Origin of the sequence: Musicola keenii (assembly GCF_014855505.1) — a bacterium.
GTDB classification, from domain to species: Bacteria; Pseudomonadota; Gammaproteobacteria; order Enterobacterales; family Enterobacteriaceae; genus Musicola; species Musicola paradisiaca.
In genome coordinates this window covers 1-12,891 of the sequence record NZ_JAAWVW010000002.1, presented here as the reverse complement: position 1 = coordinate 12,891, position 12,891 = coordinate 1, and the positions used below count along the sequence as shown (strand labels likewise).

The window sequence follows — 12,891 nt, the reverse complement described above, 5'->3', positions numbered from 1 at the left end:
AACAGCAAGATGCGGGTACGCCCGCAAGATGAAATAAAAATTTTGTGAAACGGTGAGTCTACCTGTTAGAGTTAATGTCCTTTTAATTGCAGAGGAGTAACGGGCGAACGCCCTTCCCATGGACTGTCACCGACGATTCATATCGCTAACCCCGGCGCTGGCCGGCGGTATTTATTCTTCAACCTCAGCGGGCCGCATCGGCCACCCATACTTCATCGCTGAACGTCTTTTTTCCTTACCGCGCAATGCTGATGCATTGTTGGCGTTTGCTCGTTCATTTTCCGGAGTCTGACATGGAATTTTTGCTGGATCCCTCAATCTGGGCAGGCTTACTGACGCTGGTGGTACTCGAAATTGTACTGGGTATCGATAACCTGGTGTTTATCGCCATCCTTGCCGATAAGCTGCCGGCTAAACAGCGCGATCGTGCTCGTTTCATCGGTCTTTCACTGGCGCTGCTGATGCGGCTTTGCCTGCTTTCGCTGATCTCATGGCTGGTGACGTTGACCCGGCCGCTCTTTAGCGTCTGGCAGTTCAGTTTCTCCGGGCGCGATTTAATCCTGCTGGTCGGGGGGATATTTCTGTTGTTCAAAGCGACGATGGAGTTGCATGAACGGCTGGAAAACCGTCCGCATGACCCCGATGGCAACCGTACTCACGCTAATTTTTGGGCCGTGGTGGCGCAGATCGTAGTACTGGATGCGGTCTTTTCGCTGGACGCGGTCATTACCGCCGTAGGGATGGTCAACCATCTTGGCGTCATGATGGTTGCCGTAGTGATCGCCATGGGCATCATGCTGCTGGCTTCCAAACCGCTAACCAATTTTGTCAATGCGCATCCGACGGTGGTGGTGCTGTGTCTCAGCTTCCTGTTGATGATCGGCTTGAGTCTGATGGCGGAAGGGTTTGGATTCCACATTCCCAAGGGATACCTGTACGCGGCAATCGGTTTTTCGATCGTCATTGAGTTTTTCAACCAGGTGGCGCGGCATAACTTCGTCAAACATCAATCGAAGCGCCCGATGCGTGAGCGTACTGCCGAGGCGATTCTGCGCCTGATGGGGACGCGAAAGGCTAGCGATGAACAGCACGAAGCGGTACCTGAACGGCGGCCGGAAGAGGCCTTTGCTGAGGAAGAGCGCTACATGATCAGCGGTGTGTTGACGCTGGCTTCACGGTCATTACGCAGTGTGATGACGCCTCGTACTGATATCTCCTGGGTGGACTGCGAACGTTCCGTAGAAGAGATTCGTCAGCAGTTACTGGGTACGCCGCATAGCTTATTCCCGGTATGCCGGGGATCGCTGGATGAATTGGTGGGTGTCGTAAGAGCCAAAGATCTGTTAGTGGCGCTGGAGTCTCATACTGATGTCGAGCAGTTCGCCGCCGCCACGCCGCCGCTGGTGGTGCCGGAAACGCTGGACGTTATCAATCTGTTGCCGGTGTTACGGCGCGCGCGCGGCAGCTTGGTGATGGTCACTAATGAATTTGGCGTGGTACAGGGGTTGATTACACCGCTGGATGTGCTGGAAGCCATTGCCGGCGAGTTTCCCGACGAGGATGAAACGTTGGATATTACCCTTGATGGCGATGGTTGGCTGGTGAAAGGCGGGACGGATCTACATTCATTACAGCAGGTGTTGAATGCCAGCGATCTGGTGGATCCGAAGGAGGAGTATACGTCGTTGGCGGGGTTGTTGCTGGCGCATTGTGACGAGTTTCCCAAAGCGGGGGATGAATTGGAACTCCATCGTCTCCGGTTCAGAGTCATGGCGGCGAGCGACTATCGTATCGAGTTGGTGCGCATCGAACGTATTCCGGTCGTCGAAGATGAAAGCATCGCCTGAGTTACGTATCTCACTGTCAGTCAGGGATATACCAGGTTAAGCACGGGTATTGTTCACTGGACGTGAAAGCAGAAAGCCCACCGGATGGTGGGCTTTCTGCATGCTAGACCGGGTGTTATGTGGTGCAACAGATTAATCGCACTGCACTTTAAATCACACGGTACTTTAATCAGACGGTACTTAATCACACTGTACTTTGATCGCCAGACCACCGCGCGACGTTTCCCGGTATTTGGCGTTCATGTCCTTCCCGGTTTCGTACATGGTTTCAATCACTTTATCCAGCGACACGCGCGGCTCGGACGTGCGGCGCATGGCCATACGGGATGCATTGATCGCTTTGACGGTGGCGATAGCGTTGCGTTCGATACAAGGAACCTGTACCTGGCCGGCGACCGGATCACAGGTCAGCCCAAGGTTGTGCTCCATACCGATCTCTGCGGCGATACACACTTGCTCCGGGCTGGCCCCCATCAATTCAGCCAGGCCCGCCGCCGCCATCGAACACGCGACGCCCACTTCCCCCTGACAACCGACTTCCGCGCCGGAAATCGACGCATTCATTTTGTAGAGCGTGCCGATGGCGCCGGCAGCCATGAAATAGCGCAGATAGATACCGGGGCTAACCGGCTCGATAAAGTGATCGTAATAAGCCAGCACGGCCGGAACGATGCCGCAGGCGCCATTGGTCGGTGCGGTGACGACACGCCCGCCGGCCGCGTTTTCTTCACTGACGGCCAGTGCGAACATATTGGCCCAGTCGACCACGTTCATCGGATCTTTGGACAGTTTATCGGAAGCCACCAGCATGCGGTGCAGGGAGGATGCCCGGCGAGGAACCCGCAGTGGGCCGGGAAGCACGCCTTCGGTATTCATCCCGCGATCCATACAACTGCGCATGGTCTGCCAGACGGCAGCAAAATAGTCTTCAATTTCCTGCCGGTTGTGCATTGCCAGCTCGTTGCACATGACCATCCCGGACATCGACAACCCGCTCTGGCGGCAATGCTCCAGGATATCTTTGGCGGAGCGATAAGGGTGCGGCACGCTAAAGGTGTCGGGCTGGGTTTGGCCGAAGTGTGCTTCATCAACAATGAAACCGCCGCCAACGGAGTAATAGGTGTTGCGAAAGAGTGGATGGCCGTCGTCGGAAAATGCGGTCAGCGTCATGCCGTTTTCATGTAATGGCAGGTTTTCGCTACGGAAAATCATGCCGCCTTCGCGCGGGAAGGCAACGTCCCGATGGCCTGCCAGCGTCAGGCGCTCTGATTGCGTAACCTGACGTATAAAGGTGGGAATGGCGTCAATATCCACGGTATCCGGCTGGTTGCCCGCCAGCCCGAGGATAATAGCGATATCGGTATGGTGGCCTTTGCCGGTCAAGGCTAGAGAGCCGTAAACCTCGACGGAAATACGCTCGGTTCGTTCAAGCAATCCCTGCTCTTGCAGTTGATCGACAAATTGTTTACCGGCTTTCATCGGTCCGACGGTATGAGAACTGGAGGGGCCAATACCGATTTTGAACATGTCGAATACGCTTATCACGCTGAAACTCCTATAAACGCATCAACGTCAGCTTGACATTGATGCAAAGCATGGTGTGGCTAATATGGAATAAAATTCGATATAACGCGCTATTGTAGTGGGGGATATGCTGCCACATTCACATTTTCGCATGAAATAATCTTATGTTATGCCACAAAAGAATTCATGCAGACCGTGATGCGACGAAGGTGGTTATCAACATTCGGCGACCTGTAGCGCCAGCTGGCGGATGATCGCGGCGGTCAGTCCCCAAACGAACTGCTGCTGGTACCAGGAGAGGTAGACGCGCTGCGGTTGCCGTCGCCGTTCGATATCCAGTGCATAGTAACGTTGCAGGGAAAACGCTTCCCGCAGCGGCATCTCGAACAGTTCAGCCACCTCAGCCTGATTGGGATGCAGTGGCGTGCTTTCCGGCAACAGTCCGACCACCGGCGTAACACGATAACCGCTGCTGCTATCCATCGGCGCAAGCGTACCCAGCACCTGCACGAATTCCGGCGGAATGGCGACTTCTTCCCGCGCCTCGCGCAGCGCCGTGACGATCAGCGAACCGTCTTCAGGGTCGGCTGCGCCGCCGGGAAACGCGACCTGGCCGGCATGTTTGCGCAAATCGGCGGAACGGCGAGTTAACAACAGGCTGGGTTCTCGACGGCGAATAATCGGAACCAGCACCGCCGCCTCACGCTGATTATGCGACTGACGGTAGCCGGGAAGCGTCTGCAACTGGAAACGGGTGATAAATCGGGACAAATCATATTCCGGTGCCTGAACCAAGGGCAGCGGCGTGTCCAGTATATCGTTCAGCATGGTATCGATGTCGCTCCGTCAGGTATTCGCAAGTTGCGCCTCATCAAGTATATCTAGCGTTTGACGGCTTGCCGGAAATCCGAGCGTTTTCTCCATGAGGCCGCTGGATCCGTCTTGCCGCCGTTTCCGCTCAGACCTCCAGCAACGGCAGGATTTTCCCTACTTTATCCAATGTTTCTTGGTACTCGGACTGTTCATCGCTATCAGCGACGATCCCGCCGCCGGCCCAGCAGTATAGGCTGCCGCGGTCAGAAACCAGCGTTCTGATGGTGATGTTGGTATCCATGGTACCGCATACGCTCAGATAACCAATGCTGCCGCAATAGGCGTTGCGACGCTGCGGCTCCAGCTCTTCAATGATTTCCATCGCCCGGACTTTGGGGGCGCCGGTAATAGACCCGCCGGGAAAACAGGCGCGCAGCAGGTCTGTTGCGGTAAAACGTGTCGGCAGTAATGCTTCGATGGTACTGACCAGATGGTGCACGGCGGGGAACGGCTCGACCACGAACAGCTCAGGAACCCTGACGCTGCCGGGCTCGGCAACCCGGCCAATGTCGTTGCGCAGCAAATCGACGATCATCAGGTTTTCAGCGCGATCTTTTTCTGACGACGCCAACCGCCGGGCCTGAAGCTCGTCTTCTACGCGGTCGGTTTTGCGCGGCAGCGTGCCCTTGATGGGGCGGGTCTGGATGCGGCGGTCATGTAGCCATAGAAACCGTTCTGGCGAGATACTGATGATTGTATGGTGCGGTAGGCGCAGGAAGGCGGAAAACGGTGCCCGATTACTGGCGGAAAGTTGCAGAAACGCTTGCCATTCATCCCCTTCATACTGTGCCTGAAAGCGCTGCGTCAGGTTGACCTGATAGCAGTCGCCGGCGTGCAGGTAGTCCTGGATGCGGCGGAACTTGGCACCGTATTCTTCGCGGGTCATGTTGGTCGTCCAGCTGCTGGTCAGCCGAAACGCCGCAGTTTCTGCGCCATGCTGTGCCTCAAGCCAGGCCAGACGCGCCGACGGCTCACCATGCGTAATCAGCGTCAGGCGCTGTAGCTGGTGGTCGGCGATCAGCGCCCAGTCGTACAGGCCTACCGCCATATCGGGGAGAGAGATATCCCGCTCGGCAAGCGTCGGCAACGTTTCCACCCGACGGCCGAGGTCATACCCGAATACCCCCAGCGCGCCACCCTGAAACGGGTAATCCGGGTGTGGATCGACATTCACCCCCAGCGCGTCGATTTGCTGTTGCAGCAACGCAAAAGGGTCGTCCGCACGCTGATGGCACTCGGCGCCGGCGGCAATCTCGGTAGATTCTTCCCGAGTCTGCAATGTGGCGATGGGGTCCGCCACCAGAATATCGAAGCGGTTATGAGGATGATCAGCAAAGCCGGAGTGCAGCAGCATGGCCCAGGGCTGTTGCGACAATGGCGCGAAAAGATGCAGCAGGGCATCCGGTTGATAAGGCAGTGCGTGATAGACTATCGAAGTTCGCATGGGTTCTCAGCGGTAGGGTACCGGGTGACGTGTGTTGAACCAGCTGCCGTCGCGGCCGCTCTCTGGCGCGCAAGCGTACCATAAATCAGGGTGGCTGAAATCATTCCCCCGGTGTTAATCGCCGGGCTTTGCAGGAGAAATAACGATGTTTGCAGGTATCCCGGCGCTGTCGCACGCACAGCAACAACAGGCGGTAGAACGAATCCAGCAGTTGATGGTAGAGGGGATGAGCAGCGGTGAGGCGATCGCGCTGGTGGCGGAAGAATTGCGCCAGAGTCATCAAGGGGAGCGTATCGCTGCCCGGTTCGACGAAGATGAGGCGGAGGAATAACGCCTCCGCCGGGTTGATTACGCGATCGCGGCGATCGCTTTGATTTCTACCTTGAAACGCGGGTTCATCAACTTGGCTTGTACCGTGCAGCGCACCGGCGCGCTGCCGGCCACCACCCAGGCATCCCAGGCGGCGTTCATGGCGGCGAAATCCGCCGCATCGGCCAGAAAGAGAGTCACATCCAGTAAACGGCGCTTGTCTGTGCCCGCCTGGTGCAGAATGGCATCCAATGCGGCCAGCGCATTTTCGGTTTGCGCGCGGGCGTCCTCCTCCAGATTCTCCGGCACGCTGGTGTAATACAGCGTGCCGTTGTAAATAACCGCGTCTGACCAGCGCGCTTCAGGGTTGATGCGGGTGATGGGCATCATGCAGTACCTCTTTAAATATGCAGCCATGAAAGAAAGACCCAGACGTTACCATATTCCGGCGCCAGTGTGTCGGCCGATGGGGCAGGCATCGGGCGTGCCCGAATAAAGTAGTCGTGCGACGGCTGGCTTGGCATAATCGGCCTCCACTCAGACGGCAGATGCGCCGTGATGTATTGAGAAAAAACAGTGAGGCAGCGTGGCAGCAAACAGTTCCCCCGACGATTTTGCCGAAGATGGCGCTCTGGCGCAGGCGATAACCGGTTTTCGTCCGCGTGAGCCGCAGCGACTGATGGCGGATGCCGTGGTTTCCGCCATCGCCGGGAAGAAGCCGCTGGTGGTAGAAGCGGGCACCGGCACCGGGAAAACCTATGCCTATCTGGCGCCGGCGCTGCGTTCCGGGCGCAAGGTGATCGTCTCTACCGGTTCGCGAGCGTTGCAGGATCAGCTCTATAGTCGGGATTTGCCTGCGGTGGCTCAGGCGCTGAAATTCGCCGGCAAGCTGGCGCTGCTCAAAGGGCGTTCCAACTACCTGTGTATTGAACGCATGGAACAACAGTCGTTAGCGGGTGGCGATCTGACGCAAGAACAATTACGGGATCTGGTGCGGCTGCGTGGTTGGTCGACGGAAACCGAAGAGGGTGATATCAGCACTTGCGGTGATGTGGCGGAAGACAGCCCGGTCTGGCCGCTGGTTACTAGCACCAACGACAACTGCCTGGGCGGCGACTGCCCACATTATAAGACCTGTTTTGTGGTACACGCGCGTCGTAAAGCGATGGATGCCGATGTGGTGGTGGTGAACCACCATCTGTATCTGGCGGATATGGTGGTCAAGGAGAGCGGTTTCGCCGAGCTGATACCGGAAGGCGAGGTCGTGATTTTCGACGAAGCCCACCAGATACCGGATATCGCCAGCCAATATTTCGGCCAGCAACTGTCGAGCCGCCAACTGTTGGATTTGGCCCGGGATATTACCATCGCTTACCGCACCGAGGTGCGGGATGTCGCTCAGTTGCAAAAAAGCGCCGATCGACTGGCGCAAAGTACGCAAGACTTTCGGCTGGCGCTGGGCGACCCTGGATTTCGCGGTAATTTACGTGACATTGTCACCGATGCGGCGACGCAGCGTGCGCTGGTGCTGCTGGATGACGCGCTGGAGTTGTGCTGCGATGTGGTCAAACTGTCGCTGGGGCGTTCGACTTTGCTGGATGCGGCATTCGAACGTGCTGCTCAATATCGTAACCGGCTGAAAAGGCTGCTGGATGTGCAGCAGCCGGGTTACAGCTACTGGTACGAATGCAGCGCACGTCATTTTGTGCTGGCCCTGACGCCGCTTTCCGTGGCCGATCGGTTTCGCGAAGTGATGAAAGAGAAACCCGCCTGTTGGATTTTTACATCCGCGACGTTGTCGGTGAACGAACGGTTGGATCATTTTGTCGAGCGCATGGGGCTGGAGGGCGCGGGTACGCTGCTACTGCCGAGCCCGTTTGATTACTCGCGGCAGACATTGCTGTGCGTCCCGCGCCATTTGCCCGAGACCCATCGTCCCGGCGCGGCGCGGCAACTGGCGCGGATGCTACGACCGCTGATTGAAGCCAATCGGGGACGCTGTTTTATGCTGTGCACCTCCCATCTGATGATGCGGGAATTGGCGGCGGAATTTCGCGCCTCGCTGACGTTGCCGGTGCTGGTTCAGGGGGAAACCGGCAAGGCGCAACTGCTGGCGCAGTTCCTGGCGGCCGGCAACGCATTGCTGGTGGCGACCAGCAGTTTTTGGGAAGGGGTCGATGTGCGGGGCGATGCGCTGTCCTGCGTCATCATCGATAAGTTGCCGTTTACCTCGCCGGACGATCCGTTGCTCAAAGCTCGGATGGAGGACTGTCGGCTGCGGGGCGGCGATCCCTTTGTCGAGGTGCAATTGCCGGATGCGGTCATTACCCTAAAGCAGGGCGTTGGACGCCTGATCCGCGATGTGGATGATCGCGGCGTATTGGTGATTTGTGATAATCGGCTGGTGACTCGGCCTTACGGCGAAGTGTTTTTGACCAGTTTGCCGCCCGCGCCGCGTACCCGCAATTTGCAACGCGCCATCGATTTTCTGACGTCTAAACCGTGACGGCGGTCAGGCGCGGCTGTTATGATGCGCGCCGTTAACTGTTTTCCCTGCCTGAGGTTGGCATGTCTACGCGAATTCTAGCGCTCGATACCGCAACGGAAGCCTGTTCTGTTGCGCTCTGGAATGAGGGTGAAATCCACTCTTTGTTTGAAATCTGTCCCCGTGAACATACGCAACGCATCCTGCCGATGGTGCAGCAGGTGCTGGCCGATCATGAACTGACGTTGGCGCAGTTGGATGCGCTGGCGTTCGGGCGTGGCCCCGGCAGTTTTACCGGGGTACGCATTGGTATTGGTATCGCCCAGGGGTTGGCATTGGGGGCGGATCTGCCGATGTTGGGGGTTTCGTCGTTAGCGACCATGGCGCAGGGCGCATATCGTCTGACCGGCGCCTCCCGCGTGTTGACGGCGATAGATGCTCGTATGGGCGAGGTCTACTGGGCTCAATATCAGCGCGATGCGCAGGGCGATTGGCGGGGTGATGACAGCGAAGCCGTATTGTCGCCCGAGCAAGTACAAACCCAGACGGCGGCGTTATCGGGCGCGTGGACGACGGCCGGCACCGGCTGGCAGACTTACCCTGGGCTGGTTGCCTCTGCTGGTATCACTTTGATTTCCAGCGAGATGTTGTTGCCGCATGCTGAGGATATGCTGCCGCTGGCCTGGCGGATGTGGCAGGCCGGAAATCGGTTGTCGGCGGAACAGGCCCAGCCCCGCTATCTGCGCAACGAGGTGGCGTGGAAAAAATTACCGGGCCGTGCATAACCGCAACTTATTGTATTGTCCGCAGTCTAATCGCGTATTGAGCCCTATGCGGGGCCAGCGTTGTTGAGCAGGGGGTGTGCGATGACAAGCGTATTTTTTGGCAAAAGTAACACCAGATCAGACGCCGGTATGATGAGCCGGACGGTGACGCGCTGCGGCGCCTTGCTGGGGATGCTGCTGTTGGCGGGGTGTGTTTCGGTGCCGGACGCGATTCGTGGAACGTCGGCGACGCCGCAGATGGATCTGGTGCGGGTCATGAGCTCACCGTCCGCCTATGTCGGCCAGGAATCCCGGTTTGGCGGTCGGGTGGTGGAGATCCGTAATGAGGCGAAGCGCACTCGGCTGGAGATCGCCAGTATGCCGTTGGATGATATCGGTCGTCCGCAGCTGGGGGCGCCCTCGGAGGGGCGCTTCGTGGCATATGTCGACGGTTTTCTTGAACCGACCGAATTCAGCAATCAGCTCATCACGGTTGTCGGGCCGATCAGCGGCGCTGAGCAGGGTAAGATTGGCGATCGTCCTTATCAGTTTGTCGTGATTCGTGTTCAGGGTTACAAGCGTTGGCATGTGGTTCAGCAAGTGATATTGCCGCCGCGCGCCTACGACCCGTGGTGGGATCACCGTTATCGTCGCGTGTGGGGGCCCGACTGGGACGGTTGGTATTCTCCCGCACATGTCGAGACGGTTGTAACGGAATAGTGAGCCTTTAACGCGGCGACGAAGGCGACGTAAGTCGCCTTATTTTTTATCGGCCAGAGGGCGGCGACGGGGCAGCGTGCGGGAAAATCCGCGTAATCAGTGATCCCCTTCGCAACCTGAAGATTGTTTATTTTCCCATGGCTTATCTGGGTTAAAATATTGTTAAAAATCACTCGAATTGGGATGAAATCATGCCACTTAAAAAATATCTCGGGAGTGAAGTTTTGGAAAAAATCTGGTTAGCACGTTATCCGGCGGATGTTCCCGCAGAGATCGACCCGGATTGCTATGCCTCGCTAATCGAACTGTTTGAACATGCGGTTGAGCGTTACACCGACCGACCCGCCTTCATCAATATGGGCGAAGTGATGACCTTCCGGCAGTTGGACGAACGTAGCCGCGCCTTTGCCGCCTATCTCTTGCACCGGCTCAAACTGAAAAAAGGCGATCGGGTGGCGTTGATGATGCCGAATCTGCTCCAGTACCCCATCGCATTATTTGGCATTCTGCGTGCCGGGCTGGTGGTGGTTAATGTCAACCCGCTCTATACGCCGCGTGAACTGGAACATCAACTTCGGGATTGTGGCGCCAGCGCGATTGTGATCGTCTCTAATTTCGCCCATACCCTGGAAAAGGTGGTGTACAACACGCCGGTTAAACACGTCATTCTGACGCGGATGGGGGATCAACTGGCGCTTGCCCGGGGGACGCTGGTCAATTTTGTGGTGAAATACATCAAGCGACTGGTGCCCAAATACCATCTGCCACACGCGATTTCTTTCCGTCAGGCGCTGCAACAGGGGCGCAATATGCCCTATGTTAAACCGGATGTTCGCGGCGACGATCTGGCGTTTTTGCAATACACCGGCGGTACGACGGGAATAGCCAAAGGCGCGATGTTGACCCACCGCAATATGCTGGCCAACTTGATGCAGGCACGAGCGGCTTATAGCCCGGTGCTAAAAGATGGCGAGGAACGGGTGGTGACGGCGCTGCCGCTCTATCACATTTTTGCCCTGACGGTGAATTGTTTGTTATTCATTGAAATGGGTGGGCAAAATCTGTTGATCACTAACCCCCGCGATATTCCCGGTATGGTGAAAACGCTGGCGCGTTACCCCGTAACCGCGATGACCGGCGTTAATACTTTGTTTAACGCACTGCTGAATAATGAGGCTTTTCAAAAACTGGATTTCTCTACCCTAAATCTGTCCGTTGGCGGTGGCGCCTCGGTACAGAAAAGCGTGGCGGAGCGATGGGAGAAGCTGACCGGATGCAATCTGCTGGAAGGATACGGCCTGACCGAGAGCTCGCCACTGGTGGCGGGGAATCCTTATGACCTCAAACACTATAACGGCAGTATCGGTTTGCCGGTGCCCTCCACCGATGTCCGTATTGTCGACGAAAACGGCCAGGATGTGATGCTGGGTGAATCAGGCGAATTATGGGTGCGCGGCCCCCAAGTGATGCAAGGGTATTGGCAGCAACCGGCCGCGACCCGGGAAGTGTTGAAAGAAGGGTGGTTGGCGACCGGCGATATCGTCACTGCGGATGAACAGGGCTTTCTGAAGATCATTGATCGCAAGAAAGATATGATTCTGGTCTCAGGGTTTAATGTTTATCCGAATGAAATCGAAGAAGTTGTGACTCGCCATCCCAAGGTATCCGAAGCGGCTGCCATCGGCGTGCCGAGCGACGTGTCCGGCGAAGCCGTGAAGGTGTTCGTCGTCCGTCGGGATAGTTCGTTAACGGTGGAGGAATTGATCGCCCACTGTCGACGCAATCTGACCGGGTATAAGGTGCCGCGTCTGTTTGAATTTCGCAGTGAGTTGCCTAAATCCAATGTCGGTAAGATTCTGCGTCGCGAACTGCGCAATGAGCAACAGCCGTCCGCCGCATGAGTTTCTGCCGACAGCGTTTTATTGTTTGTCCCTGCTGCGGCAGGTATGGTGAGTGTATCTGCGGTGGTTATGTCGATGCCGCAAACCCTATTCAGGCCGCCGGCCTGCGCCCGGTTAACCGTGGATGAAAGCAGGCGTAGCGCCCTTCAGGTGTGGGCACGTCTTTTCTACGTCGCCTTGCGGCCCTCTATCATTTTTTCCCGGCAGTCATCCCGGCGCCGGAAAACCAACTAAGAGAAAAATGTGTTGAATTATCAGTTGATCACGACCGATGACGGTTTGTCCGAAGTGTGCTCGCAGGCACGTCGTATGCCGCAGGTGGCGCTGGATACCGAGTTTGTCCGTACCCGTACCTATTATCCGCAGTTGGGATTAATTCAATTGTTTGACGGAGAGCGGTTGTCGCTGATCGATCCTTTGTCTATCACTGTCTGGCAACCATTTTGCGAGCTGTTGCTGGATCCCGCCGTGACCAAATACCTTCACGCTGGCAGCGAAGACCTGGAGGTCTTTTTAAATGCGTTCGGCCTGTTGCCGACGCCGTTTGTGGATACACAAATACTGGTTGCGTTCCTGGGTAAACCCTTGTCCTACGGGTTTGCCGCGCTGGTAGCGGATTATATGCAGGTCACGCTGGACAAAAGCGAGTCCCGCACCGACTGGCTCGCCAGGCCGCTGAGTGAAAAGCAGTGTCAGTATGCGGCGGCAGACGTTTATTACCTGCTGCCGATGGCTATCCGGCTGGTCGAGGAGACAACGTCTGCAGGATGGTGGGAGGCCGCATTGGATGAGTGTCGGCAGCTCTGCCAGCGGAAGCAGGATGTGCTGGCACCGGAACAGGCTTACCGTGAAATCGGCAATGCCTGGCAACTGAAAGGGCGTCATCTGGCTTGTCTGCAGAAATTGGCTGACTGGCGTTTGCGTAAGGCGCGGGAGCGTGACAGCGCGGTCAACTTTATTGTGCGCGAAGAGCATCTGGGTCAGGTGGCGCGGTACCTGCCGGGGTCGCTGGGGGAACTGGGGG

11 protein-coding genes are annotated in these 12,891 nt (G+C 57.0%); 7 read left to right on the top strand and 4 right to left on the bottom strand.

Annotation, left to right across the window (positions count from 1 at the left end):
* Positions 1–293 precede the first annotated feature (293 nt).
* The gene (locus HEP82_RS02325) at positions 294–1,847 is read left to right on the top strand and encodes a TerC family protein (RefSeq protein ID WP_192456621.1); all 1,554 of its coding nucleotides are present in this window, start codon (positions 294–296) and stop codon (positions 1,845–1,847) included.
* A gap of 180 nt (positions 1,848–2,027) precedes the next feature.
* Here the strand turns inward: HEP82_RS02325 and HEP82_RS02320 are convergent, their stop codons facing one another.
* The 3 genes from HEP82_RS02320 to pabB form a co-directional block, all read right to left on the bottom strand.
* Positions 2,028–3,392, bottom strand: a complete 1,365-nt coding sequence (locus HEP82_RS02320) for an L-serine ammonia-lyase (protein WP_192456620.1) — start codon at positions 3,390–3,392, stop codon at positions 2,028–2,030.
* A 195-nt stretch (positions 3,393–3,587) separates the two neighbouring features.
* Positions 3,588–4,199, bottom strand: coding sequence for a CoA pyrophosphatase (locus HEP82_RS02315; RefSeq protein ID WP_192456619.1), 612 nt, complete (start codon positions 4,197–4,199; stop codon positions 3,588–3,590).
* 130 nt (positions 4,200–4,329) lie between these two features.
* Positions 4,330–5,688 carry an aminodeoxychorismate synthase component 1 gene (pabB, locus tag HEP82_RS02310; RefSeq protein ID WP_192456618.1) on the bottom strand — a complete coding sequence of 453 codons (1,359 nt, stop codon included), beginning with the start codon at positions 5,686–5,688 and terminating at the stop codon, positions 4,330–4,332.
* A gap of 145 nt (positions 5,689–5,833) precedes the next feature.
* Between pabB and HEP82_RS02305 the strand changes: the two genes are divergently transcribed.
* A complete protein-coding gene (locus HEP82_RS02305; protein ID WP_192456617.1) occupies positions 5,834–6,019 on the top strand; it encodes a YoaH family protein in 186 nt (61 codons plus the stop codon).
* 17 nt (positions 6,020–6,036) lie between these two features.
* On the opposite strand, the gene HEP82_RS02300 is transcribed toward HEP82_RS02305, so the two are convergent.
* A complete protein-coding gene (locus HEP82_RS02300; RefSeq protein WP_192456845.1) occupies positions 6,037–6,384 on the bottom strand; it encodes a Rid family hydrolase in 348 nt (115 codons plus the stop codon).
* Between the two features lie 199 nt (positions 6,385–6,583).
* Between HEP82_RS02300 and HEP82_RS02295 the strand changes: the two genes are divergently transcribed.
* From HEP82_RS02295 to rnd, 5 genes are all read left to right on the top strand, one after another.
* A complete protein-coding gene (locus HEP82_RS02295) occupies positions 6,584–8,503 on the top strand; it encodes an ATP-dependent DNA helicase (RefSeq protein WP_192456616.1) in 1,920 nt (639 codons plus the stop codon).
* Between the two features lie 62 nt (positions 8,504–8,565).
* Positions 8,566–9,267 carry a tRNA (adenosine(37)-N6)-threonylcarbamoyltransferase complex dimerization subunit type 1 TsaB gene (gene tsaB, locus HEP82_RS02290; protein WP_192456615.1) on the top strand — a complete coding sequence of 234 codons (702 nt, stop codon included), beginning with the start codon at positions 8,566–8,568 and terminating at the stop codon, positions 9,265–9,267.
* A gap of 129 nt (positions 9,268–9,396) precedes the next feature.
* On the top strand, positions 9,397–9,966 hold the full coding sequence (locus HEP82_RS02285) for a Slp family lipoprotein (protein WP_192456844.1): 570 nt from the start codon (positions 9,397–9,399) through the stop codon (positions 9,964–9,966).
* 224 nt (positions 9,967–10,190) lie between these two features.
* Positions 10,191–11,867 (top strand): long-chain-fatty-acid--CoA ligase FadD, encoded by a 1,677-nt coding sequence (gene fadD, locus HEP82_RS02280; RefSeq protein WP_192456843.1) that lies wholly within the window; start codon positions 10,191–10,193, stop codon positions 11,865–11,867.
* 246 nt (positions 11,868–12,113) lie between these two features.
* Positions 12,114–12,891, top strand: a 778-nt coding sequence (gene rnd / locus HEP82_RS02275) for a ribonuclease D (protein ID WP_192456614.1), incomplete at its 3' end; no start/stop codon positions are given.